22 protein-coding genes are annotated in these 24452 nt (G+C 43.1%); 16 read left to right on the top strand and 6 right to left on the bottom strand.

Translation table 11 applies throughout. From position 1 onward, the window contains the following. Positions 1 to 590 precede the first annotated feature (590 nt). From E2R65_RS17060 to E2R65_RS17050, 3 genes are read right to left on the bottom strand one after another with little or no spacing between them, the layout of a single operon-like run. On the bottom strand, positions 591 to 1631 hold the full coding sequence (locus E2R65_RS17060) for an agmatine deiminase family protein (protein WP_229704686.1): 1041 nt from the start codon (positions 1629 to 1631) through the stop codon (positions 591 to 593). Positions 1632 to 1663: 32 nt separating this feature from the next. Beyond that, positions 1664 to 2017, bottom strand: a complete 354-nt coding sequence (locus E2R65_RS17055; RefSeq protein ID WP_134337695.1) for a four helix bundle protein — start codon at positions 2015 to 2017, stop codon at positions 1664 to 1666. A gap of 41 nt (positions 2018 to 2058) precedes the next feature. Then, positions 2059 to 2928 carry a carbon-nitrogen hydrolase gene (locus tag E2R65_RS17050; RefSeq protein WP_134337694.1) on the bottom strand — a complete coding sequence of 290 codons (870 nt, stop codon included), beginning with the start codon at positions 2926 to 2928 and terminating at the stop codon, positions 2059 to 2061. Positions 2929 to 3127: 199 nt separating this feature from the next. Here E2R65_RS17050 and E2R65_RS17045 point away from each other — a divergent pair, with 199 nt between their 5' ends. From E2R65_RS17045 to E2R65_RS17000, 10 genes are all read left to right on the top strand, one after another. Beyond that, positions 3128 to 4081, top strand: coding sequence for a lysylphosphatidylglycerol synthase transmembrane domain-containing protein (locus E2R65_RS17045; protein WP_134337693.1), 954 nt, complete (start codon positions 3128 to 3130; stop codon positions 4079 to 4081). A gap of 143 nt (positions 4082 to 4224) precedes the next feature. Next, positions 4225 to 6003 carry an aromatic amino acid hydroxylase gene (locus E2R65_RS17040; protein ID WP_134337692.1) on the top strand — a complete coding sequence of 593 codons (1779 nt, stop codon included), beginning with the start codon at positions 4225 to 4227 and terminating at the stop codon, positions 6001 to 6003. 23 nt (positions 6004 to 6026) lie between these two features. After that, positions 6027 to 6275 carry a hypothetical protein gene (locus E2R65_RS17035; protein ID WP_134337691.1) on the top strand — a complete coding sequence of 83 codons (249 nt, stop codon included), beginning with the start codon at positions 6027 to 6029 and terminating at the stop codon, positions 6273 to 6275. Beyond that, positions 6265 to 6633: a type II toxin-antitoxin system VapC family toxin gene (locus E2R65_RS17030; protein ID WP_134337690.1), complete on the top strand. Its 369-nt coding sequence runs from the start codon at positions 6265 to 6267 to the stop codon at positions 6631 to 6633. The genes E2R65_RS17035 and E2R65_RS17030 overlap by 11 nt, the downstream gene beginning before the upstream one ends. Beyond that, the gene (locus E2R65_RS17025) at positions 6630 to 7334 is read left to right on the top strand and encodes an SDR family NAD(P)-dependent oxidoreductase (RefSeq protein WP_134337689.1); all 705 of its coding nucleotides are present in this window, start codon (positions 6630 to 6632) and stop codon (positions 7332 to 7334) included. Before E2R65_RS17030 ends, E2R65_RS17025 begins: the two co-directional genes overlap by 4 nt. A 151-nt stretch (positions 7335 to 7485) precedes the next feature. Further along, entirely contained in the window at positions 7486 to 8553 is a 1068-nt protein-coding gene (gene namA / locus E2R65_RS17020; protein WP_134337688.1) for an NADPH dehydrogenase NamA, read from the top strand. A 138-nt stretch (positions 8554 to 8691) separates the two neighbouring features. Further along, positions 8692 to 9111 (top strand): OsmC family protein, encoded by a 420-nt coding sequence (locus E2R65_RS17015; RefSeq protein ID WP_134337687.1) that lies wholly within the window; start codon positions 8692 to 8694, stop codon positions 9109 to 9111. 81 nt (positions 9112 to 9192) lie between these two features. Next, the gene (locus E2R65_RS17010) at positions 9193 to 9783 is read left to right on the top strand and encodes a DUF4230 domain-containing protein (RefSeq protein ID WP_134337686.1); all 591 of its coding nucleotides are present in this window, start codon (positions 9193 to 9195) and stop codon (positions 9781 to 9783) included. Positions 9784 to 9858: 75 nt separating this feature from the next. Then, complete coding sequence (locus E2R65_RS17005) at positions 9859 to 11238, top strand: M16 family metallopeptidase (RefSeq protein ID WP_229704685.1); 1380 nt, start codon at positions 9859 to 9861, stop codon at positions 11236 to 11238. Positions 11239 to 11253: 15 nt separating this feature from the next. Further along, complete coding sequence (locus tag E2R65_RS17000) at positions 11254 to 12588, top strand: M16 family metallopeptidase (RefSeq protein ID WP_134337685.1); 1335 nt, start codon at positions 11254 to 11256, stop codon at positions 12586 to 12588. 111 nt (positions 12589 to 12699) lie between these two features. Here E2R65_RS17000 and E2R65_RS16995 read toward each other — a convergent pair whose 3' ends face one another. The 3 genes from E2R65_RS16995 to E2R65_RS16985 all read right to left on the bottom strand — a co-directional run bounded on the left by E2R65_RS16995 (position 12700) and on the right by E2R65_RS16985 (position 17687). Next, entirely contained in the window at positions 12700 to 13818 is a 1119-nt protein-coding gene (locus tag E2R65_RS16995; protein WP_183500404.1) for an AI-2E family transporter, read from the bottom strand. 76 nt (positions 13819 to 13894) lie between these two features. After that, positions 13895 to 16069, bottom strand: coding sequence for a tetratricopeptide repeat-containing sensor histidine kinase (locus tag E2R65_RS16990; RefSeq protein ID WP_134337684.1), 2175 nt, complete (start codon positions 16067 to 16069; stop codon positions 13895 to 13897). 139 nt (positions 16070 to 16208) lie between these two features. Then, positions 16209 to 17687: a glycine--tRNA ligase gene (locus E2R65_RS16985; protein ID WP_134337683.1), complete on the bottom strand. Its 1479-nt coding sequence runs from the start codon at positions 17685 to 17687 to the stop codon at positions 16209 to 16211. Positions 17688 to 17832: 145 nt separating this feature from the next. Between E2R65_RS16985 and E2R65_RS16980 the strand changes: the two genes are divergently transcribed. The 6 genes from E2R65_RS16980 (at position 17833) to E2R65_RS16955 (ending at position 24421) form a co-directional block, all read left to right on the top strand. Next, the gene (locus E2R65_RS16980; protein WP_134337682.1) at positions 17833 to 18540 is read left to right on the top strand and encodes an ATP-binding cassette domain-containing protein; all 708 of its coding nucleotides are present in this window, start codon (positions 17833 to 17835) and stop codon (positions 18538 to 18540) included. Between the two features lie 109 nt (positions 18541 to 18649). Next, the gene (locus E2R65_RS16975; RefSeq protein WP_134337681.1) at positions 18650 to 19144 is read left to right on the top strand and encodes a hypothetical protein; all 495 of its coding nucleotides are present in this window, start codon (positions 18650 to 18652) and stop codon (positions 19142 to 19144) included. 120 nt (positions 19145 to 19264) lie between these two features. Further along, on the top strand, positions 19265 to 21676 hold the full coding sequence (gldG, locus tag E2R65_RS16970; protein WP_134337680.1) for a gliding motility-associated ABC transporter substrate-binding protein GldG: 2412 nt from the start codon (positions 19265 to 19267) through the stop codon (positions 21674 to 21676). 36 nt (positions 21677 to 21712) lie between these two features. Further along, on the top strand, positions 21713 to 22837 hold the full coding sequence (gene dnaN, locus E2R65_RS16965; protein WP_134337679.1) for a DNA polymerase III subunit beta: 1125 nt from the start codon (positions 21713 to 21715) through the stop codon (positions 22835 to 22837). Between the two features lie 156 nt (positions 22838 to 22993). Beyond that, positions 22994 to 23665, top strand: a complete 672-nt coding sequence (locus E2R65_RS16960; protein ID WP_134337678.1) for a DUF4397 domain-containing protein — start codon at positions 22994 to 22996, stop codon at positions 23663 to 23665. Positions 23666 to 23674: 9 nt separating this feature from the next. After that, a complete protein-coding gene (locus E2R65_RS16955) occupies positions 23675 to 24421 on the top strand; it encodes a DUF4397 domain-containing protein (protein ID WP_134337677.1) in 747 nt (248 codons plus the stop codon). Positions 24422 to 24452 lie beyond the last annotated feature (31 nt).

Here is a 24452-nt window from a genome sequence, read left to right as displayed (position 1 = left end):
ATATGCATTAATGAACAATTTATAGCCGTCCTAAAGGAGACGCAAAGTATCGCGCCTCTACATATTTAAAAAGAACAATTATAATTATTCTATCGTAGAGATGCGATACTTCGCGTCTTAAATAAATATGCATTAATGAAGGGTTTATAACCGTCCTAAAGGAGACGCGAAGTATCGCGCCTATACGATTTTAAAGATGAAATTATAATTATTTTTCACCGTAGAGACGCGATACTTCGCGTCTTAATTAAATATGCATTAATGAACAATTTATAGCCGTCCTAAAGGAGACGCAAAGTATCGCGCCTCTACATATTTAAAAAGAACAATTATAATTATTCTATCGTAGAGATGCGATACTTCGCGTCTTAATTAAATATGCATTAATGAACAATTTATAGCCGTCCTGAAGGAGACGCGAAGTATCGCGCCTCTACATATTTAAAAAGAACAATTTTAATTATTCTATCGTAGAGACGCGATACTTCGCGTCTTAATTAAATATGCATTAATGACAGTTTATAACCTTCCTGAAGGAGACGCGAAGTATCACGCCTCTACGATTTTCGAATATACATTTATGAGGGGTATTACACCGCCGGCTCCTGCTGGCTCAAACAATGAAAACTCCCCAGTCCCCAGATAATATCTGTTGAATCTATACCCACCACTTTCCTGTCGGGGAAGCAGCTTTGTATAATGTCCAGCGCTTTATCATCATGGTGCGAACGGAAGGTAGGCACTACTACAGCAGCGTTGCCAATGTAAAAGTTAGCGTATGATGCAGGCAGGCGCTGGTCGTCATATATCACCGGCTCGGGCATGGGCAGCTCAACAATGTTAAGCTGTTTGCCGTTAAGCAGGCGCATGGTTTTAAGCGTTTGCAGGTTCTCCTGCAGCAGGTGGTAATTCTCGTCGTTTTTGTTATGCTCTACCACGGTAACCACGGTATCGGTATTTACAAAACGGGTAATATCATCAATATGGCCGTCGGTATCGTCGCCCACAATGCCATCGCCCAACCACAATATTTGCTCTACGCCGTAATAGTTTTGCAGGTAGCTTTCTATCTGTTGCTGGTTTAAATGCGGGTTGCGGTTTTTATTAAGCAGGCAGGCAGTAGTAGTAAGCAAGGTGCCCGCCCCGTTAAATTCAACCGATCCGCCTTCCATCACAATACCGGGATGATAAACCGGCAGGCCGAAGTGGTTGGCAATTTTGGTAGGGATAACATCATCCAAATCATACGGAGGATATTTCTCGCCCCAGGCGTTATAACCCCAGTCTACAATTACCTTTTCTTTGGTATTGTAATTCACCAAAAACGCAGGGCCATGGTCGCGGCACCAGGCATCGTTTGTGCCGAACTCATAAAACTCAATTTTATTTAGATCAACACCTGCAACCTGTAATTGCTGTTTGGCAAAGGCCGTCATCTGCGCATCAACCACGTTAATACGGACGATCTGTCCTTCGGATATCACCTTGATAAATTCGCAGTATTGCGGATAAATCAACGGTAATTTACCGGGCCATGAAGCCTCTTTATGCGGCCAACTAAGCCACATAGCGCTTTGTCTAGCCCATTCTGCGGGGAAGTGGAAGCCGGCAGGTAGGTTATTGTTGTCCATAGTCGATGGTTGATAGTCCATAGTAGGAGTTGTTATAAAGTGTTTCTTAAAGCGGTAATCATCTTGCATAATGCTTGATAGTCATCATATAGCTTTTGGAAATCATCGTTATTAATTATTTTTCGTCGTTTACCTATAAAAAGGCATGATACAACCTCAATTGCAGACCTCAGAGAATAACCAAGAAATTGTTTAAATACCGCATTTGTTTGACCCGTGCAACCTTCAGCAATATTAAGCACAACAGAATCAGCCGCTCTTTTAATTTGTGAAGTCAGCACAAAAAGTTCATCTTTCGGAAAACTCTTCTTGGTTAAAGAGTTAACTTCATCAGTCAGGTCTAATGCTTTTTGCCAAACTTGTAGATTTTCAAACTTAAATGCCATGGTGCTTTTCTATGGTCTATCGACTATGGTCCATGGGCTAACTAATCGTTATCTAAAAGGCGTTTCGTTATTGGCTGGTAGCTGTCAATCCTTCTGTCGCGTAAGAACGGCCAGTGGCTGCGGTAGTAGTCGGATTGGTTAAGATCAAGTTCCTTAACAATTACTTCTTCCTGCTCAACGGTGGTTTGGTGTAAAACCTCGCCAAACGGATCGGCAAAGAATGAGCCTCCCCAGAATTTAACGCCGGCCTCTTCGCCCACACGGTTAACGCTTACTACGTGCACGCCATTGGCAACAGCGTGGCTGCGCTGTATGGTTTGCCAGGCGTTATATTGTTTGGTATTGGTAGCTTCGTCTTGCGTGGTTGCCCAGCCAATAGCGGTGGGGTAAAACAGAATCTCGGCACCCATTAAAGCGGTAATACGGGCTGCTTCCGGGTACCATTGGTCCCAGCATATCAGCACACCTATGGTGGCAAATTTAGTTTTGAAAACCTTGTAGCCCAGGTCGCCGGGGGTAAAGTAGAACTTCTCGTAAAAGCCGGGGTCATCCGGGATGTGCATTTTGCGGTATTTGCCCAGGTAACTGCCGTCGGCATCTAAAACAGCAGTGGTATTATGGTAAACACCCTGGGCACGTTTCTCAAATAAGGATGCAATGATCACCACGCCCAGTTCGCCGGCTACTTTTTGCAAAGCATCGGTAGATGGGCCGGGGATAGGCTCCGCTAATTTAAAATTATCATAATCCTCTACATCACAAAAGTACAACGATGTAAAAAGCTCTTGCAGGCATACGATCTGTGCGCCTTTGGTAGCAGCCTCGCGTACTTTTACAATGGCTTTATCCAGGTTTTCCTGTTTATTTGCGGTGCAGGTCATTTGCACAATACCAACTTTTACCTTACTCATATCTGATAGAAATTTGGCGCAAAAATACCGTTTTTTTAGAGATTAGTGATTAGTTAATTAGAGATTAGTTAGGAAGATCCACTCATTCAATTGTAATTTCTTTGCTCAATAATTAAAAAGGCGATGTACTATTGTTAAGGAATGTTAACTAATCTCTAACCTCTGGCAACTAATCTCTAAATCATTACCTTTGCACCGAATGAAAGACTTAGCACAAGCCGAGGAAGACGAAGCACAGGAACTGGTTGCCCCCAAAACCTTTAAACAACGTTTGTGGAGCATTACCAAACTGCTGCTTAAATTCGCAGTAACATCTGCGCTGCTGTATTATGTGTTTAGTAAAGTGCCGCTGCAAAAGGTAAAGCTGAGGCTGATACATGCCAATTACTGGTGGATGCTTGCCGCACTGCTTTGTTTCTTCGCCTCTATGGTAATGTCGTCCTGGCGCTTATCCAGCTTTTTTAAGTCTATCAAATTAAAGCTCGACCCGCGTTTCAACTTTCGTTTATACTTGTTAGGTTTGTTTTATAATTTTTTGCTGCCAGGCGGTATCGGCGGCGATGGTTACAAGATCTACCTGCTTAATAAAACCTATAAGTTACCCGCTAAAAAGGTGTTTTGGGCCATTATGTTTGATAGGTTAAGCGGCCTGTGGGCAATTGGACTCATCACCGTGGCACTTATATTTCTGATCCCGCAGATAGATATTCATATCGGGATCCCATTAAGCATCTTTATTGCCGCTACAATAATCTATTACTTTGTGGCCTATAAGTTTTTCAGGGACTACACGCATTACTTTTGGCAGGCGCATTTAAAGGCGCTTGCGGTACAATCTTTACAGGTAACAGCCATCGTATTTATTCTTTTTGGCCAGGATTTTACCGGGAAGTTCTCGCCTTACCTGCTGTCGTTCCTTATTTCGGCGCTGGCAACCATTATCCCGATAAGTGTGGGTGGTGCGGGTATCCGCGAAACCGTTTTTCAGCAGCTTACCAAAGTGTTCCCGATGGATATGGACCTGGCTGTTTTTTTGCCGATCTCCTTTTACCTCATTTCTATCATCGTAGCCCTATCCGGCATCTATTACGTGATCCGCCCGAGCCGTTTAGAGGAGGGTTTGCCTAAAACGGAAGATAATTTGGAAAATTAAAAATATTAAAATATTTAATATTGTATAGTATTTTAGTAGCCTAATTAAAGGTAGTATTTATGCAAATTATCTGCTTTAAATCGTTAATTAGCTAAACCATATTTCCTAATTTCGCGTTTCTTAAATAAACCTGATTTAACGGAATGAGCGATTTTAATGATTTTGGTAACCCGCAGGTTGCGGCCCTGCCCCGCCATTTAAAGCAATTTATTGTAAGCCAGCACTACGAACATTATACCCCGGTAGACCATGCCGTATGGCGCTACGTAATGCGCCAGAATTATAGCTACCTTAAAGATGTTGCCTACTATCCCTACATCCCCGGCCTGCAAAAAGCAGGATTAACCATAGAGAAGATCCCCGACTTGCAGGATATGAATAACGCACTGGCCAAAATTGGCTGGGGCGCTGTTACTGTTGACGGTTTTATACCGCCTGCGGCATTTATGGAGTACCAGGCATACCGCGTTTTGGTTATTGCTGCCGATATACGTCAGTTAAAGCATATTGAATACACCCCTGCGCCGGATATTATCCATGAATCGGCCGGGCATGCACCCATTATTGCTGATAAGGATTACCACGAGTACCTGAGCTACTTTGGCTCGATAGGGGCAAAAGCCATGTTCAGCGCGCAGGATTTTGAGCTTTACGAGGCTATCCGTGCACTCTCGATATTAAAAGAAATGCCTGATGCCGATATGGCTGAGATTAAAAAAGCGGAAGAACTGGTGGCCTGGCACCAGGATAATATGGGCGAACCATCTGAAATGGCCCTGCTTAGTCGCCTGCACTGGTGGACGGTGGAATACGGCCTGATAGGATCGTTAGCAGATCCAAAGATCTATGGCGCCGGCCTGTTGTCGTCTATCGGCGAAAGCGCCAGCTGTATGATGGAAGGAGTGCAGAAGCTGCCCTACACTATTGACGCCGTTAACTACAGTTACGATATCACCAAAACGCAGCCGCAGCTTTTTGTAACCCCAACCTTCCAAAACCTGATTGATGTGCTGGAGCAATTTGCCGATACCATGTCGTTCCGCCGTGGCGGGGCTTATGGCTTGCAAAAAGCAATTGATAGTAAAAATACCTGTACGGCAGTATATAGTTCGGGCTTACAGGTATCCGGTACCTTTATAGAATTTAGAGCTGATAAAAACGGCGAACCGGTATTTATCAAAACCACCGGCGAGACGGCTTTAGCCGTTAATAACAAGCAACTGAAAGGGCATGGTAAAAGTTATCATCAGGATGGTTTTAGTTCGCCGGTTGGCAAACTCAAAGGGTATGAAAAACCGCTGGAAGATTTTACCGCAGATGATTTGATAAACGCCGGAATGGAAACCGGGAAAGAAATTAACCTGGTTTTTGAGAGCGGGATCACCGTTTCGGGGAAAGTGGTTGAAATTGCCGTACAAAGTAACAAAATAGGGCTAATCAAGGTCGAAAAGTGTACGGTTTTAGGTGAAAAAGGGCGTGTCTTATTTGACCCCTCATGGGGCGTTTACGACATGGCCGTTGGTGAAAAAATAACTTCGGTATTTTGCGGCGCGGCAGATAAGGATGCCTTTTTAGAGATCGCCTATCAATCAACCACCGGTACCCATCACCCCGAATATGACAGCAAAACCATAGAACTGCACAAGCTGTATCAGCAGGTGCGTAACCGCAGGCATATCGGCGGCGATATGGGCTTTTTAGGCAATGTGTGGATGATGCTGCAAAAATTTCATCATGACGATTGGCTTTGTGCCCTGGAGATACTGGAACTGCTTGACCATGAGGCCGCTGAACCAGAGTTAGCCGCAGAAATAAGGCGGTTTTTAGAACAAAAGGCAGCTGAGGAACCCGAGTATAAAAAGCTGATTAGCGACGGTTTATATCTGATCAAGCATCCCGTTGAGGAGAAATTGGTAGTTTGATGTAAAAGCTGTAATTTAGTGTGATGACAACGCTGATTGTAAAAGTAGATGACGAACGTATAGAATCACTCAAAAAAATATTGAGTGAAATTCCTTATGTGCATGAGGTAGAGGTAGAGGAAACCACATCGCAATTAAATGACCCTCAGTCAACTTACGAAAGAATAAAAAAAATACAAGAAGAAATTGGCGATAAAAAATTATTCGAGAATATTAAAGATCCATCAGAATGGCAGCGTGAGATAAGAAAGGAATGGGACCGTGATTTTTGATACTAATATCCTTATTTATATATCAAAAAACATTCTTAAAATAACAGATTTAATTCCACCAAATTCATCGGCACAGTTATCTGTTATTTCTTATATTGAAGCTATTGGGTTTTCTTTTGAAACCGAAATAGCTGAACAATATATGCAAGATATATGTGCGTCTTGCCAAATCATAACTTTGTCTGATTTAATAATTCAGGAAACCATAAGCCTCCGTAAACATCGCCGCATTAAATTACCCGATGCTATAATTTACGCAACTGCCTTAGTTCAAAAAACACCTTTACTTACTAATAACATTGCCGACTTTAAATCGCTTGGTAATATAGTGGAGTTAATAGATCCATTTACACTATGAACATTATAATAACGGGCGCCAGCAGCGGCGTAGGCTTTGAAGCTGTATTAGAATTAATACTATCCGGCAAGCATAAGGTGATGGCTTTGGCCCGGTCGCAAAGTAAGCTGGAGCGACTGATGGAGATTGCCAAAGGCCTCAACCCGGAGTGCGAGATCTATGCCATTGCTTTTGATATTGTACATGATGATTATGCAGGCCTGCAGCAATTTATTGCTGCTAATTTTGATGGCAGGGTTGATGCATTGGTAAATAATGCCGGCGTACTTATTAACAAGCCCTTTATGCAGCTAAATGAGATGGACTTTGTGGAGATGCTGCAAAGCAATTATATAGGCCATGTGCGCATCATTCAAAGCCTGCTGCAGTTTATGGGCGATGGCTCGCATATCCTGAATATTGGTAGTATGGGTGGTTTTCAGGGTAGTGCAAAATTCAACGGCCTGTCTGCCTATTCGGCCAGTAAAGCCGCTTTGCATACGCTAACCGAATGCCTTGCGCAAGAATTACTTGAACAAGGTATCAAAGTAAATTGCCTGGCATTGGGATCGGCACAAACAGAAATGCTGGAACAGGCCTTCCCCGGATACGAATCGCCGGTTATGGCATTTGAAATGGGGAAGTACATTGCCGATTTTGCAGTAAGCGGCCACCGTTTTTTTAACGGGAAAGTATTGCCGGTGGCAGTATCAACGCCTTAATTGCAGGCGTTGTATCGATCTAAATACGTGATCGGCATTGTTTGTTTATTCATTTCTGAGTAAATAAAAACAGATATGTGGTTAATGACAAAACCATGAATGCTTATGTATGTTACTTGTTGATATTTGCTGAAGAAATAACAATAACAACATGCCTCATCTATTTTCTCCGTTAAAAATAAAAAGTATCGAATTAAAAAACCGCATAGTAGTATCGCCTATGTGCCAGTACTCCAGTACTGATGGATTTGCCGATAACTGGCATTTGGTGCACTTAGGTACTATGGCGGTGGGTGGTGCAGGCTTAATCATAACCGAGGCTACAGCCGTATCGCCGGAAGGCCGTATCAGCTTTGCCGATCTGGGGATTTGGAAGGATGAGCATATTGCCAAACTGAAAGAGATCACCACTTTTATAGAAGCGCAAGGTGCTGTTGCAGGGGTGCAGCTATCGCATGCCGGGCGTAAGGCAAGCCATGCGGAACCTTGGAACGGGGGTAAGCAAATACAGCCTGATGAAGAGAATGGGTGGCAGGCATATGGGCCAAGCGCCCTGGCTTTTAGCCGCAGCGAAACTGCCCCGGTTGAACTGGATAAGGCAGGCATCCAAAAAATTATTACCGATTTTAAAGATGCTGCGGCCCGTGCGCTGGCCGCAGGCTTTAAAGTGGTAGAACTGCATGGGGCGCATGGTTACCTGATCAACGAATTCCTTTCTACACACAGCAACAAACGTACCGACGATTATGGCGGATCTTTTGAAAACCGTATCCGGTTTTTATTGGAGGTCATCGAAGCCGTACAGACCGTTTGGCCCGCAGATTACCCGCTCTTCGTTCGTATTACAGCTACAGAGTGGACCGAGGGCGCCTGGACAATTACCGATTCTATCGCCCTGGCAAAAGTATTAAAAGATAAAGGGGTAGACCTGATAGACTGCTCTACAGGCGGTAATGTTGCCGGTGCACAGATCCCGCTTAAGCCGGGCTACCAGGTGGAGTTTGCCGAAGCTGTTAAAAAGCAGGCAGCTATACCCACAGGTGCGGTAGGGCTGATTACAGAAGCTAAACAGGCAGATGAGATCATCCAAACCGGGCAGGCCGATCTGGTTTTTCTGGCCCGCGAATTACTGCGCGATCCGCACTTTCCGCTTCGTGCCGCGCATCAACTTGGCCACCAGGTTAAATGGCCCGTGCAGTACGAGCGCGCAAAATGGTAAAGGTTCTCCCCGGCATTCTCCAAAGGCGAATGAGCAGGAGCAATTTAAGGCCATAACTTTATATACCCTTAACATGTAATATTTTAAATCAACATAACAATCGCTATTTTAGCAAAAACTAAAGAAAAACATACAACTATGAAACGTACAGCAAATGCACACTGGAATGGTACCTTACAAGAAGGTAAAGGGGAAATAAGCACACAAAGCACCATCCTTAACAATACACAATTTTCTTTTAAAACCCGCTTTGCGGATGGTATTGGCACTAATCCCGAAGAATTGATAGCTGCTGCACATGCAGGCTGTTTTACCATGGCGGTAGGGGCGGCTTTAACCCAGCAGGGCATTACCCCGGGCGATTTAACTACGGATGCTATACTTGACCTGGATATGCAGGCGCTGGAGATCAAAGGCATCCACTTGGAACTGAAAGCATCTGTTATTGAAGGTGTGGACGAAGCAAAATTTAAAGAAGTAGCAGAAGGCGCAAAAGCCGGCTGTATCGTATCAAAAGCACTTAGCGTGCCTATCACTTTAAATGTTACCTACGCTTAATTAAGCAATATGATAGTATAAACAGCGATGGACAAAAACCATCGCTGTTTTATTTTGTACCTATTTGTAAAAATAAGTTTTATGTTCAGTTCCCAACGTTCGCGCGTATCGCTTACCCTGATGTTTGCACTGGTTATTACCGGTTTTTTGATCTTCCTGTTCTTTTACATCAAACATGAATTTAATACCACCCGCACCCAGGTTACCGATGATGTAATGGTATCAAAGATCATCAACATGGGTAAACTGGAGCTGGTTAAATACGCTATGAAGGATGTGGTAGAAAAAAAGGAGCTGCACATGATACTGCCGGATTCGCGCGTGTTATTTGTAGCCGTAGGGGAGGTAACCGCCTGTATAGATCTTACCAGGGTTAAACGCGATGACATCAGCCAGGGTAAGGATACGGTAAATATAACTTTGCCACAGCCCGAGATCTGCTACGTGAAACTCGATCACCAAAAATCAAAGGTATATGATGTATCGGGTGTGTGGTTTGCCGATAAAAGCAAACAAATGGTAGAGGATGTTTACAAAGTGGCCGAAGCTAAAATGCTGGCAAGCGCCAGAGAGATGGATATTATGGGCAAAGCCCGCGATAATGCAGGCAAAATTTTTAAGCCTTTTTTAGAAAATGTATCAGGGAAGAAAGTAGTTATCAGCTTTAAGTAAACAAGTAACTAAATTTTTAATTATATGTAATATCTTAGGGGAATTATAATCTAACGTTATCATAAAACAACGTATATGACCCTAAAAATCACAAAATTGTTAACCTTTACCGCCGCAGGCATGTTCACTGCCTTATGTGCGGTTGCCCAGCCCCGCCTGCCCGAGGGCTACTTTTACAAAAAGCTGCCAAACGGGCTGGATGTTGTTGTTATCGAAAACAGCAAAGTGCCCCTTACTACCATTGAAATTGCTGTAAAGAACGGCGCGTACACCGAAGGCCCCGAGTATAGCGGCCTTTCGCACTTGTTCGAGCACATGTTCTTTAAGGCCAATAAAGATTATCCCGATCAGGAAAAGTTTTTAAAACGCACACAAGAGCTTGGCGCCATCTGGAACGGTACCACCGGCAACGAACGTGTAAACTATTATTTTACCATTGGCAAAGATAGCCTTGATGCAGGTTTAAAACTGATGAATGCTTCAGTACGTTTCCCGATATACCGGGAAGAGGATATGAAAAAAGAACGCCCAGTGGTTGACGGTGAGTTTCAGCGTAATGAAAGCAGCCCGGGTTTTCAGCTGTATTATGATATCAGTAAAAACCTTTGGGGCGACCTGATCACACGCAAAATGCCGATAGGGATCCACGAGATCATTAACACGGCTACGCCCGAGAAGATGATGATCATTAAAAACAAATATTATTTTCCTAACAACAGCCTGCTTATAATTTGCGGCGATGTTAAACATGATGACGGCTTTAAAAAGGCCGAAACTATTTTTGGCGACTGGGCAAGCAGCGGATTCGATCCGCATGTAAAATATCCTATACCGGCATTTAAACCGGTTGGAAAAAGCGTGGCGTTTGTTAAAGAAATGTCAATAGCGCGCACACCTTTTATGATGTTTGCCTGGCAGGGCCCGGCTTATATGACAGATTCGGCCGCTACCATTGCTGCCGATGTGTATTCAACCATGTTAGATCTTAATTCTTCAAAAATGCAGCAGGCGCTGGTTGATAAAGGCCTGGCATCATCAGCCGGTATCAGCTACAATACCAGCCATTACACCGGTATGATATCATTAACCGTAGTGCCCAACCCGGCCAAAATAAAAGAATGTTACGAAGAGGTTAAAAACCAGATGAGCCAATGGGGCAAAGCTGATTATTACACTGATGAGCAGTTAGCAGATGCCAAGGCTATATTATTGCGCAGCCATAGCCGTGAGATGGAAAAACCATCTTCCCTGCCATCGCAGTTAAGCTTTCAGTGGTGCAGTACCTCGCTTAACTACTATACCGACCTGACAGATAATTACCAGAAGGTATCCCGTGCAGATATTGCTAAATATATGAACACCTATATTGTTGGCAAGCCTATGGTGTCGGGCATTATACTAACGCCCGAGGCAAGTAAGGCGGCAAATGTGGCTTCGTTTTTTGTAGCTAAATAATTTAAACTAAACAACATGAAGAAATATATATATGTACTGTTACTTGCTGCTGCAACTACCGGCGTTAAGCCTGCTTTTGCCCAGCAAAAAGCATACGAAATGATGGTTGACGGCGTAAAAGTTATTGTGCAGCCAAGCGGTAACGATATTGTAGAGATACAAACCGTAATTAAAGGGGGCGTACAAAACTACCCGGTTACTAAAACGGGTATAGAAAGCATGGCCATGAGTGCCCTTACAGAATGCGGTACTTTAAAGCATGATAAAAATGCCTTTAAAAATCAGCTGGATAAAATAAGCGCGGCGGTTTACGGGTATAACAATAAAAACTTTGCGGTTGTAAAGCTAAATTGTATCAAAAGCGACCTGGACGTGGCATGGCCGCTATATGTAGAGGCGATAACCATACCTAAGTTTGATGCTAAAGAATTTGAGCGGATTAAACAGGATGCCATAACCGAATTAAAATCTCAGGATTCTGACCCGGACAATGCCATCGATAAATACGCCGATAAAATAGCCTTTGCAGGCCGCGATTACGCTAAAGACCCCAGTGGTACACAGGAAACCCTGCAGAAACTAACTGCTGAGGAAACTAAAAACTATTATCATTCGGTTTTAACTAAATCGCGCATGCTGGTGGTGGTAGTGGGCGATATTGACCGCGCCGCTATTGAGGCGAAGGTAAAAGGGATGCTTGCCGGCATTAAACAAGGTGCACCTTTTGAATTGAAAAAATCATTTTTCAGAGTGTATAAAAATACATTTTCGGGCGAGAGCCGCGAACTGGCTACGAACTATGTAGAAGGCATAACCAGCGGCCCTGCGCCGGGCACACCAGATTTTGATGCCTTTAATGTGGCTATGCGTATTTTTTATGATAAGCATTTTTTGGATGTGCGTACCAATAATGGCCTTTCTTACGCGCCATCTGCCTGGTTTAGCCCGGGTGCTACATCTGTGGCCAAGTTCTCGGTATCAACAACCGAGCCCGACAAGTACATAAAGGTATTTGATAAATTGGTTGATAAGATAAAAACACAGGGGTTTAATGCTGCCGAAGTTGCAGATATGAAAGTTACTTACCTTACCGGTTTTTATTATAAAAACGAAACCAATACCGCGCAGGCATCGTCTATCGTATCTAACGAAGTGCTGCATAATAACTGGAAACGATCTTTAACCCTGGCAGATGATGTTAAAAAACTAACCCCTGCGCAGGTAAGCGATGCCTTCCGTAAATATATTGGCAACATTATTTGGGTTTATCAGGGCGATACTAAAAAGGTTAATCCGATATTGTTCACCAACGGAACCATTAATAAAGGCGATAACCCGGTAACGCATTAAGAAGTTTACAAACCATAGTTTATAAACTATGGTCAATATCAACAGGGGGCCGAAATCATTTAGATTCCGGCCCCCTGTTTTTGCTTGGTGGAGTATGTGTATCAACTAATATTAACTATCCGCCTTATCAGGTAATACTGCTTTACGTTTACTGCGGCCGCCCCATTTTTCGCCCATGTGATGGGTAGGCACGTTATCGCCCAGTAGTTTGCCCCAGGGTTTAAGGTCATCAATCCGGTCGAAAATAATTTTAAGCACGGCTACAAAAGGTATAGACAAAAACATCCCGGATACGCCCCAAAGCTGGTTGCCCAATAAAACCACGATGATAGACATGAGGGCGTTTATCTGCACTTTTGATGATACAATGCGCGGCACCAGAATGTTGTTATCAATAAATTGTATTACAATATAAGCGATAATAATACCCAATTGGGTAGAGTAGCCGTCTTTAGTAACTGTAGCCATCAATACAGGTAAAGCAATTGCAATGATACCACCCAGATAGGGAATGAGGTTAAGAATGGCGCCGATGCAGCCTATTAATATGCCGTATTTTACGCCAAGTAGTACCAGCGCAGCAGAATTCATGATGGCTACGATGATCATCTCTATCAATAAACCAACAATATAGCTTTGAATGGCTGTTTTAGTTTCACTTAACACATCGCTTACCTTTTTAGAGTTTTCTTCAGAAAATACCTCATACAAAAAGTTAAGGATAAGCGTTTTGTAAAACAGCATTAAAAAAATATATACCGGCAGCAAAAATATAATGGCCAGGGTGCCCAGTACACCGTTTAATGTGCGCCCTACCATAGCCTGGCTGTGGTTAAGTGCCTCTTTCAGCATTTGCTCCTGCTTGGCTATCTCAAGCCCAAAAGTAGTTTGCAGCCAGTTTTTTAATTCGGTGGTGATAGATTCAAACTTTTTTTGCAGCATAGGCAACGAATCGCCGAACTGAACGATCTGGGTAGAAAGAAAGTAAAAAACGGTGGCTATTGCCAGTATCATAATGAGCATTGCTATCACAATAGCCAAAAACTTAGGGATTTTGTAGCGTTGCAAACGATTACAAAGCGGGTTTAGTAATATCGCCAGGAATGCAGCAAAAGCAAGGGGTACCAGTATATCAGCCAAAGTACTCAGCACATAAACCAGCAATATCAGCCCAAACAGCACCGCTGTAGACTGGATGTAAAAGGGTTGATCTTTAATTTTCACCTGCATGTAATTGTGTTTTCATGTAAACACAAAAGAAGTTTAGGTGGTAATTGTTTTTAGTTTAGGTAATAATGCGTTAATGTTATGCCGGTTCCTGTGCATGTTTACGATCGGCAATCAGCGAAAAGCTAAGTTCCGTACCTTGATCAAGGGTGCTTTTTGCCCATATTCTACCGTTGTACCTTTCAATCAGATCTTTACAAAATACAAGGCCCATACCTGTACCAACTTCATTGCCGGTGCCTATCTGGCTGTTTACTTTACTGTTAAAAAGTTTATCAAGCTGGGTTTGGGGCATGCCTATGCCATTGTCTGTCACCGTAAATTCAATAAAACCATTAACTATTATTGCCGATACTTTAATAGTGCTGTTTTGATGCGAAAATTTGATAGCATTGGTTAAAAAGTTATGGATAACTATCCTGATGGAGTTGGGGTCGGCCAGTACAACATGTTCTGCATGTACATCATTTATTGTGGTAATGTTTTTAGCTTTAAACTGATCTGTAAGGTTAAACAGTTCAAGTTTTACCAGGTCGCATAAGCAAAAGCTTTTAACGGTATCCTTAACATTATCTACCTGGCTGTTTATCCAAAAAAGCAAGGTGTCTAAAAAATCGGATGTATGCTCCAGCTTTTTAAACACGATTGGCGCCATCTCAATAAATTCAACATTGGTGATGTCTTTATCTGCCATTAATGAAAACATACCGCGCAGCGTGCTTAAAGGCGCCCGCAGATCGTGCGCTAATACGCTTATTAACCGGTCCTTTAGTATGTTCAGCTCATTTAGTTTATCGGTTTGAACCAAAATCTCTTCATTCTTAATTTTTAGCAGGGCATTGGCTTTAAGTTGCTTACGCTTTGCGTTGTAATAAATAATAAGCATAACGCTTATTACTAAAATAACAGTAGCATATATATAGTTTGCGCCCTGTTGTTTGGCCAGCTTTTTTTCCAGATAGGCTTCTTTACGGGTCGTTTCGCGCTGTTTGTTTTCAAACGCAATAGCCATATTATATGATGTCAGCTTCTGTATGCTCTCGTCACTTTTAAGGCTATCTGTTAAGGTTACATAAAGCAAGTGCTGCCGGTAGGCATTGTTAAATTGCTTTAAACCGGCAAGAGCGATGCTTGCCTGCAGCGCTGCGTCGGCCTGTATGTTTATGCTTTGCAGGGTATTAGCAGTTTGCTGATTTAGCAGCGCGTATTTGTAAGCTTTTTTATAATCTTTTTCCAAATTGTAAATTTGCGCTAAACCATTGTAAGCGTATGCCTTGTTATATTGAATGTTACTTTTTGTAGCCGATTGCAGCGCAAGGTTGAGATAATAAATGGCCGAATCCGGCTTGGACGTATGATAGTGATATAAACCCAGGTTATAATATATCAGGCTTATACCTTCTTCGTCCCCAAGCTCGTGATACAGGGCTGATGCTTTCTTAAAATAATAGTATGCTTTATCATATTGCTTTAAGGCCAGCATCACTTCGCCTATATTTTGGTAACAGGTGCTTATACCTTGTTTATCATTAAGCTTAAGCCATAGGGTATTTGCTTTATTAAAATATTCAAGCGCTTTTTGGTAAAGCTCCAGATGTTGCATAATAACCCCTATGTTACAATAATTGTCTGCCGCCAATAGGGGTTTATTAAGCTTAAGGTCAATTATCAGCGATTTAAAGTAATAATCAAGCGCCTTGCTAAAGTTTCCTTTATTATCATACGTAATACCAATTATAGCGTAGCAGTTAGCAATATCAAAATCGCTCCGTAGCTTGATACGAATGGCAAGCGCCTTTTCAAAAAGGCGGATAGCACTGTTATAGTTGCCCAAAAAGTCCTGAACACGTCCCAGGCCAATATAGGCCTCACTTATCCCAAGCTGGTTGTTAGTTTGATCGTATAGTTTTAAAGATGCATTATAAAAACTATTGGCAATAGTATAATTGCCTTTAAAAGAGCTAACCTTGCCAAGCAGGAGGTTGCCGGCGGCTACACCTTTTATATAATTTAGTTTATTTGCCGATGCAATGGCCATCCTGGCGAAATGAACGGCACTATCAGGATCGGATTCGTAAAAGTCTTCCGCAAGCTCGGTTAACCTGTTAATGGTTATCGTATCGTTACCTTTAGCAAGCCCTTTTGATGTAAGTGTTAGTCTTTTTAAACTATCCGTTTCGATAGTTTGTGGGATGGCCGAAGCTTTAATACATCCGGCGCAAATAATTAAAGCAGTTATGTAAAGTGACTTCAAACGGTTCAGAATAATACACTAATGTAATAAGTTTAATCAGGTTATGGCAGGTGTTATTACCCTATTAGTTAATTTATAATGGTTATATATAATAAAAGCCTGCGGGTGCAGGCTTCTATATTAAATTAAAAAAAAGTTATTATAAAACGTTTTTCCAGCTAACCAGGTCGCCAATGATCTTGTCGAGTTGGTCGGCTGCCACACGTTCTTGCGCCATGGTGTCGCGATGGCGGATGGTAACGGTGTTGTCCTCCAGGGTTTGATGATCTACCGTGATGCAGAAAGGGGTGCCGATAGCATCCTGGCGGCGGTAGCGTTTGCCAATGGCATCTTTTTCTTCATATTGGATATTAAAGTCTATTTTTAGTTTGTCCATAATCTCGCGAGCTTTCTCCGGCAGCCCGTCCTTTTTAGTCAGCGGGAAAATAGCTGCCTTAACCGGGGCCAGGCAAGGGTGCAGGCGTAATACGGTGCGGCTATCTTGCTTATCTTCCGTGCTTAGGTCTTCTTCCTCGTAAGCGTTGATCATGGTAAGCAAAAACATCCTGTCTAAACCTATCGAAGTTTCAATAACGTAAGGAATGTAGTTACCGTAAGGCTTACCGGTTTCCGGGTCAACCTCCGGGTCAAAATACTGCATTTTTTTGCGCGAGAATTTTTCGTGCTGGCTCAGGTCAAAATCAGTACGGCTATGGATACCTTCCACCTCTTTAAAGCCAAACGGGAAATCAAATTCAATATCATAAGCAGCATCAGCGTAATGTGCCAGCTTGGTATGCTCGTGGTAGCGGTATTTGGCCGCATCTGTACCCAGGGCAAGGTGCCATTTTAAACGGGCTTCTTTCCATTTTTCAAACCATTCGCGCTGTGTGCCCGGGCGTACAAAAAATTGCATCTCCATCTGCTCAAACTCGCGCATGCGGATGATAAACTGGCGGGCGATTACCTCGTTACGGAATGCCTTACCAATTTGCGCAATACCAAACGGGATTTTCATCCTGCCCGATTTTTGCACGTTTAAGTAGTTTACAAAAATACCCTGTGCAGTTTCCGGGCGAAGGTAGATCGTGTCAGATTCATCGGCAATGGCGCCAACCTGTGTGCTAAACATCAGGTTAAACTGGCGTACATCCGTCCAGTTAGCGGTACCGCTGATAGGGCATTTTATATTTTGTTGGATGATCAATTCTTTCAGGCGGGGCAGGTCTTCGGCTTTTAGGGCGTTGTCCATTTCTGTCTGCAGTTCTTCAGCTTCGCTGGTTTTACCTTCTTCATCCATCTTGGCTATGCGGTCTTCCAGTAACTGGTCGGCGCGGTAGCGTTTGTTGCTGTCTTTATTATCAATCATCGGGTCGCTAAAGCCGTCTACGTGGCCGCTGGCTTTCCAGATGGTTGGGTGCATAAATATGGCCGAATCTATACCAACAATATTATCATTCATCTGCACCATCGCTTTCCACCAGTAAGTTTTGATGTTGTTTTTTAATTCCGAGCCATTTTGCCCGTAATCATAAACAGCGCTAAGGCCATCATAGATCTCGCTGGATTGAAAAACAAAGCCGTATTCCTTACAGTGCGCTATTACATTTTTAAAAAGTTCGTCGGTTGATTTGCTCATAATAGGGCAAAGATAGTTTTTAGTAGGAAAGTCCGAAAGTCTGAAAGTCAGAAAGTAAGCAAGAAACGAATTTGGATGATTGCGGCTATTTATTCTTCAGACTTACGGTATTCGGACTTTCCGACTTAATCTCTATTTTTACCGCATGAGTATTCGGGTAGAGGCATTAACAAAGGTTTACGGGCAGCAAAAGGCGGTTGATGGTATCAGTTTTACAGCAAATACAGGTGTTCTTGGCTTTTTAGGGCCGAATGGGGCCGGTAAAAGCACCACTATGAAGATGCTTACCTGTTTTATACCACCAACATCCGGTATGGCATCGGTTTGCGGGTTTGATATTGGTAAACAACCGCTGGATGTAAAGCGCAGCATAGGTTACCTGCCCGAGAGTAACCCCCTTTACACCGATATGTATGTAAAGGAATCGATGGCGTTTGTGGCCGGCATACATGGCCTGCACAAGCCCGGTAAACGCATAGCAGAGGTAATTGAACAAACCGGACTTGGCCCCGAGCAGCATAAAAAAATAGGCCAGTTATCTAAGGGCTATCGCCAAAGGGTAGGGTTGGCACAGGCCATATTACACAACCCGCAGGTGCTGATACTGGATGAACCCACATCAGGGCTGGATCCAAACCAACTGGTAGGTATCAGGCAGCTGATCACAGATCTGGGTAAAACCAAAACCATCATTTTATCTACCCATATTATGCAGGAGGTTGAGGCCGTTTGCAGCCAGGTGATCATCATCAACAAAGGCCAGATCGTGGCGAATGACAGCCTGCAAAGCCTTCGCAATAAAAATCAGGGCAACTCGCTCGAAAGCATATTTATAGCTTTAACCAACCAATAACTTTTAATAATTAAAACCTTTTGTTGTGAAACTTGTAATGTATGGGTTGCAAAAAGCAACATTGCAGCCGTAATGCTGTAATTTATTAAACAATTACAATTAAAAAAACATGAAAAAGGTATTACTATTATTAACCGTTGTATGCGGTTTATCAATCAGTTCATTTGCGCAATCGCGTAACCAGGGCCACTTTAGCATTGGTTTTGAAGCAGGCCTGCCGGTTGGCGATGCTGCAGATTTTTACAGTGCCGTTTTGGGTGGTTCATTAAAATACGATCTTCCTATTGCTAAAAGCACTTACTTTAATGTTTCGGCAGGTTATAATTCGTTTATTATAAAAGATAAGTTTAAGCCTGTTTTTGGTTCATATGGTGCGGTGCCTTTAAAAGCCGGTATCAAATACTTTGCAGATCAGCGTTTTTTTGTTGAAGGCCAGTTGGGTGCTGCATTCTCTACAGAATCTGGCGGTGGTACAGCATTTGTTTATGCACCGGGTGTTGGTTACGCATTTGATGGCGGTTTTGAAGCCGGCCTGCGTTACGAAGCATGGTCAAACAATGGCACAGTAGGCCAGTTGGGTTTACGCCTGGCCGTAAATTTTTAATAAACATTCAATTGATATTAATGGCCTGCAGTTACTGCGGGCCTTTTTTGTTGTTTATCCTTTTACTTTTGCTGCACAATAATCGTATTTTCGGGCGTTAATCAATACAATCCGCATCAAGTGTTCAGCATCCTTAAAAAAGAAATAACAACCTATCTCAGTTCATTGGTGGCATACATCACCATTGGTGTTTTCCTGCTTGTTTTAGGGCTGTTTTTGTGGGTTTTCCCGGATACCAGTATTCTGGCTTACGGCTACGCCGGGCTGGATAGCCTTTTTAACACGGCACCATACCTGTTTATGTTTTTGGTGCCCGCTATTACCATGCGTTCGCTTGCCGAGGAGCGCAGAGAAGGTACCTTTGAGCTTTTACTTACCCGCCCGTTAACCGATGTGCAAATTGTACTGGGCAAATATTTTGCCGGGGTTGTAATAGTACTGTTTGCCCTGGTACCTACGCTGGTTTATTATTATAGCGTGTACACTCTCGGCACTCCGCAGGGCAATATCGATACCGGCGCGGTTATCGGCTCTTACATAGGGCTGTTTTTGTTAGGGTCATCTTTTACAGCTATTGGTTTGTTTGCCTCGTCAGTTAGTAAAAATCAGGTTATTGCTTTTACCATCGCAGTATTCCTCTGCTTCTTTTTTTACAGCGGGTTCGATTCCCTGAGCAGTATTCTGTCCCTGCAAAACCTGGGTTTGCAGGCCTTGGGTATAAACGAGCATTATCAATCTATCAGCCGGGGTGTGTTAGATACCCGTGATTTGATGTACTTTGTGGTGCTGGATATCTTTTTCCTGTGGCTTACGCTTTTTGTATTGCACAGGCAGGCCGGCAAAAAATTTGTGAATACGGTATTTTTAAGTGTGTTGGGCATTATGTTTACGCTTACAGCCGTCACCATAGCATCTGATAAATTATTTACCCGTTTTGATTTTACTAAGGAAAAACGTTTCACCATATCGCCCATTAGTCGTAAAATAATGGATAGCCTTCCCAAAACGGTTAACATAACTGTTTATCTGGAAGGAAAAGATTTCCCCGGGGGAATGAAAAGGCTGCAAACATCTGTTAAAGATATGCTGGCCGATCTGCAAGCCTACAGCCACGGCGAGTTGCAGTTTGAGTTTACAGACCCGCTAAAAGGCCTGTCTAACGATCAGCAGAACCAGGCTTATGAAGAGCTGGCAGCCAAAGGGATAGAGGCTCAAAATCTGAGTGTTAAAACCGATGATGGCGTATCGCAAAAGGTAATATTCCCGTTTGCACTGATTACTTACGGTGATAAAAGTGTGCCTGTAAAGTTGCTGCAATCGCAGAGTAACATGAACCTTTCGCCTGATGAGATACTAAACAACTCTATTCAGAATTTAGAGTATGCATTTACATCAGCCATCAAAAAAGCTACCAGCGGCGGCAAGCAGATTATTGGCTTTACCGAAGGGCATAACGAATTATCAGATACACAACTATTTTATGCACGAAAAGATCTAAGCGATGGCTATTTGGTAGGCCGTATCAATTTAGTCAGCATCCCTTTTGATAGCCTGGAGAAAGTAAGCCTGCTGGTGGTTGCCAAACCTGATAAGCCTTTTACTGAATTAGAGAAATTTAAGGTAGACCAGTTTATTATGCGCGGCGGCCGTGTGCTTTGGGCTATTGACCAGGTGAGCGCCGAACTGGATAGCTTGCGCGGGCATGGCGGCGAACAACTGGCCTTTAATAAACAACTAAACCTGGATGACCAACTTTTTGGCTATGGCGTACGGATCAATTACGACTTGGTAGCGGATATGAATTGCTCGCCTATCCCGGTTACTACCGGTAATGCAGGCGGGCAGGCGCAGATCCAAATGCTGCCGTGGCTGTACAACCCGGTTTATTTGCCATTATCTAAACATCCTATCGTGAAAAATCTGGATGGCATTACCAGCCAGTTTGCCAGCTCTATAGACTTGTTAGATGTTAAGGGTATCGAAAAGACTATATTGCTCACTTCGTCGCCTTATAACAAAAAATTAACTACACCTAAAGTGCTTTCGTTACAGGCCTTGCAGGACGAGCCTAACCCTAAGGATTTTCAGAGTGCGCCTAAAATTACCGGGGTATTGTTAGAGGGTACCTTTCCATCTGATTTCAGGAACCGGCCGCTGCCCGAAGGTTTAACGGACAAGGTTACTATTGAGCCGAAAAGCAAACCCACTAAAATGATCGTATTAAGCGATGGCGACATTTTGCGTAACCAGGTTGGGGCAGATGGCTCACCGTACCCTTTAGGTTACGACCATTATACCCGGCAAAGTTATGGTAACAAAAACCTGCTGCTGAACATTGCCGATTACATGACGGATGATTCGGGCCTGATAACGCTGCGCAGTAAAGAGATCCAGATCCGCCTGCTTAACCGTGCCCGCATCCGCGAGGAGAAGCTATTTTGGCAGTTGGTGAATAATATTGTACCAATAGCAATAGTGTTAATATTTGCTATTTTTCAACATTATTTACGCAAGCGAAAGTATGCTCATTAAATTTTATACTTTTGGTAGATAAACGTTATTAACATCATGAGATTTATTGTTTCCACATCAACACTGCTCAAACAATTGCAGTCTGTAAGCGGTGCTTTAAGCAACAGTACCGTATTGCCCATACTGGAAAACTTTTTGTTCGAGATCAAAGAAGGGAACTTAACCATTTCTGCTACCGACCTGCAAACCAGCATGACCACTTCATTAGCTGTAGAAGCTAAAGAAAACGGCCGCATAGCTATACCGTCGCGCATCTTGCTGGATACCCTTAAATCATTACCAGAGCAGCCTGTTGCTTTTTCTGTGGATGACAGCACTTTTGCTATTGAGATAAGCGCCGGCGACGGTAAATACAAACTCAGCGGCGAGAATGGCGAGGATTTCCCGAAGATCCCGGTTGTGGAGAATGCATCGTCGGTAAACCTGCCTGCATCTGTACTGGGCGAGGCTATCAATAAAACCATATTTGCGGTTAGCAACGATGAACTGCGCCCTGCCATGACAGGCGTTTTTTGCCAGTTAAGCAGCCAGCACCTTACCTTTGTGGCTACCGACGCCCACAAACTGGTACGTTACCGCCGTAAGGATGCCAAAGCAGACAGCACCACCTCATTCATATTACCTAAAAAGGCGTTAACACTGCTAAAATCTGCCTTGCCGGCCGATGATGTGAACGTATCTGTAGAGTATAATAACACAAGCGCCTTCTTCAAATTTGGTAATATTAATTTGGTTTGCCGCCTGATTGACGAGCGTTATCCGGATTATGAAGCGGTTATCCCTAAAGAAAACCCTAATAAACTGGCTATAGACCGCCTGGCTTTCCTGGGCTCGCTTAACCGTGTGGCTATTTATGCCAACAAAACAACCCACCAGGTAAGGTTAAAAATAAACGGCAGCGAACTGAACATCTCATCGGAGGATATTGATTTTGCTAACGAGGCACACGAGCGTTTAAGCTGCCAGTACGAGGGTGACGATATGGAGATAGGCTTTAACGCCCGTTTCCTGATAGAAATGTTGAAGAACTTAAGCTGCGAAGAGGTATCGTTAGAAATGTCGACCCCTAACCGCGCAGGATTACTGCTGCCACAGGGTGGCGATGAGAACGAAGATGTACTAATGCTGGTGATGCCGGTAATGCTTAACAGCTACGCATAGTAAGTGATTTGTGATAAGAGATCAGAGGCTGGGGTAATTAAACTCCAATTAACTATCCACTTATTCTCAAAAAAAGTCCGGCACCAAGCCGGACTTTTTTGTTCCTTACATAACAAAAACTGCTGTAATGGAGTTTATAATAGCATCTGCTGAAATATGAAGAGATTTAAGATACCTGTTTTAATTGCTTTTGCGGTTGTTTTGGCTTTTACGGCCTGTAAAAAAGGTAATGACGTTGCTACAACTACGCTCTCTACCTATATTAATTTTATAAATACCACCGGCGATACCCTTAATTTTTATGTTAACGGCAGCAGGCTAAACACTCCCTCAACCGTGTATCCGCTGGGTGCATCCGGATATTTATTAAGCCCTATTGGCCGGCAAAACTACCAGGTTAAAAAAAATGCCGATCCGGCTGTTTTGTATGGCCTGCCTTTACCCTTAGATTCGGGTATCGTATATTCGTTTTACACAACGGGCAACACTGCCGACAAGGCTTTTACGACCATAGATACCTTAAGGAGTGTACCACTTACAGTTTCTTATATCAGGTTTGTAAATACTTCGCCAAACGCCGGCAGCCTGGATGTAAGTTTTAATGATACCACCAGATTTAGCGATTGTGCCTATAAATCAAGCACCGGATATAAATCTTTTACGCCGGGGTCAAAAACTGTAACTATAAAAAAAGCAGGCACCGGAGAAATACTAAGCCAGGAAACAAGGGTATTGGTAGCCGGCAGGGGGTACACTTTATTTACAAAAAGTACGTTATCTGCAACAGGTGCCAATGCAACGCCTGCAACGGGTTTAATTCTTAACTGATAAATATCGATGCCTAAAAATAACAAAAGCAGCCTGTTACTTGGCTTGTGTTTATTGATAACCGGTGTAATGGTTGTGCCCATGTTGGCATCATGCGGCAAAAGCGGAGTTAACGCCACCAATGCCAATGCAAGGCTGATGATGGTAAACGTTAGCCCCGATATACAGCCATATAATTTGTATGCCCGTTATATTAAACAAGGCACAAATTCATACAGCTATCCTAATGCATACGCCTATTTTTTGGTAAACACAACAGATCTGCCGCTGCAAATACGTACGGCGCAGACCATAAACGGTGTAAACCCCACTAATTTACTAACCCTGCCCGATACGTTAAAGCCCAATACCCCCTACACCTGGTTTGTTACCGGCTTACGTGCCGACGGCTCGCTGGCATCTATCCTAACGGTTGATACAGGCAGCATGCCTGCAATTGGCAGGGGTAAAGTAAGGTTTGTAAATGTATCCCCAGCAAACCTTAAGTTAAACCTGGCGCTTAATGATACCCTTGCTTTTAAAAGCGTGGCTTATAAATCAATTACCAGTTTTGTTGAGGTAACTGCGGGCAGTTATAATTTTAATATTGCCGAAACCGGTGCGCCAAATACGGTATTGGCGCCTATTACCAATTTTAACGTGCTTGATGGTAAATTATACACCGTATATTTTTACGGCTTATCCAACACCTCAGATACAGCTAAATACGGTGCAAACATCCTATTGAACTCGTTACCTGCCGGCACTAAATATTAAAGGTTGGCTATCTGTATAATCTTGCTATTTT

The sequence above is a fragment of the Mucilaginibacter phyllosphaerae genome (assembly GCF_004378255.1).
GTDB classification, from domain to species: Bacteria; Bacteroidota; Bacteroidia; order Sphingobacteriales; family Sphingobacteriaceae; genus Mucilaginibacter; species Mucilaginibacter phyllosphaerae.
The sequence above is the reverse complement of the archived record's forward strand: the minus strand, read 5'-3'. Positions and strand labels throughout refer to the sequence as shown.

Excerpts from the sequence above, each read along its gene's own strand:
- E2R65_RS17060 (WP_229704686.1), bottom strand. The coding sequence starts at position 1,631 with ATGGACAACAATAACCTACCTGCCGGCTTCCACTTCCCCGCAGAATGG.
- E2R65_RS17055 (WP_134337695.1), bottom strand. The coding sequence starts at position 2,017 with ATGGCATTTAAGTTTGAAAATCTACAAGTTTGGCAAAAAGCATTAGAC.
- E2R65_RS17050 (WP_134337694.1), bottom strand. The coding sequence starts at position 2,928 with ATGAGTAAGGTAAAAGTTGGTATTGTGCAAATGACCTGCACCGCAAAT.
- E2R65_RS17045 (WP_134337693.1), top strand. The coding sequence starts at position 3,128 with ATGAAAGACTTAGCACAAGCCGAGGAAGACGAAGCACAGGAACTGGTT.
- E2R65_RS17040 (WP_134337692.1), top strand. The coding sequence starts at position 4,225 with ATGAGCGATTTTAATGATTTTGGTAACCCGCAGGTTGCGGCCCTGCCC.
- E2R65_RS17035 (WP_134337691.1), top strand. The coding sequence starts at position 6,027 with ATGACAACGCTGATTGTAAAAGTAGATGACGAACGTATAGAATCACTC.
- E2R65_RS17025 (WP_134337689.1), top strand. The coding sequence starts at position 6,630 with ATGAACATTATAATAACGGGCGCCAGCAGCGGCGTAGGCTTTGAAGCT.
- namA (WP_134337688.1), top strand. The coding sequence starts at position 7,486 with ATGCCTCATCTATTTTCTCCGTTAAAAATAAAAAGTATCGAATTAAAA.
- E2R65_RS17015 (WP_134337687.1), top strand. The coding sequence starts at position 8,692 with ATGAAACGTACAGCAAATGCACACTGGAATGGTACCTTACAAGAAGGT.
- E2R65_RS17010 (WP_134337686.1), top strand. The coding sequence starts at position 9,193 with ATGTTCAGTTCCCAACGTTCGCGCGTATCGCTTACCCTGATGTTTGCA.
- E2R65_RS17005 (WP_229704685.1), top strand. The coding sequence starts at position 9,859 with ATGACCCTAAAAATCACAAAATTGTTAACCTTTACCGCCGCAGGCATG.
- E2R65_RS17000 (WP_134337685.1), top strand. The coding sequence starts at position 11,254 with ATGAAGAAATATATATATGTACTGTTACTTGCTGCTGCAACTACCGGC.
- E2R65_RS16995 (WP_183500404.1), bottom strand. The coding sequence starts at position 13,818 with ATGCAGGTGAAAATTAAAGATCAACCCTTTTACATCCAGTCTACAGCG.
- E2R65_RS16985 (WP_134337683.1), bottom strand. The coding sequence starts at position 17,687 with ATGAGCAAATCAACCGACGAACTTTTTAAAAATGTAATAGCGCACTGT.
- E2R65_RS16980 (WP_134337682.1), top strand. The coding sequence starts at position 17,833 with ATGAGTATTCGGGTAGAGGCATTAACAAAGGTTTACGGGCAGCAAAAG.
- E2R65_RS16975 (WP_134337681.1), top strand. The coding sequence starts at position 18,650 with ATGAAAAAGGTATTACTATTATTAACCGTTGTATGCGGTTTATCAATC.
- dnaN (WP_134337679.1), top strand. The coding sequence starts at position 21,713 with ATGAGATTTATTGTTTCCACATCAACACTGCTCAAACAATTGCAGTCT.
- E2R65_RS16960 (WP_134337678.1), top strand. The coding sequence starts at position 22,994 with ATGAAGAGATTTAAGATACCTGTTTTAATTGCTTTTGCGGTTGTTTTG.
- E2R65_RS16955 (WP_134337677.1), top strand. The coding sequence starts at position 23,675 with ATGCCTAAAAATAACAAAAGCAGCCTGTTACTTGGCTTGTGTTTATTG.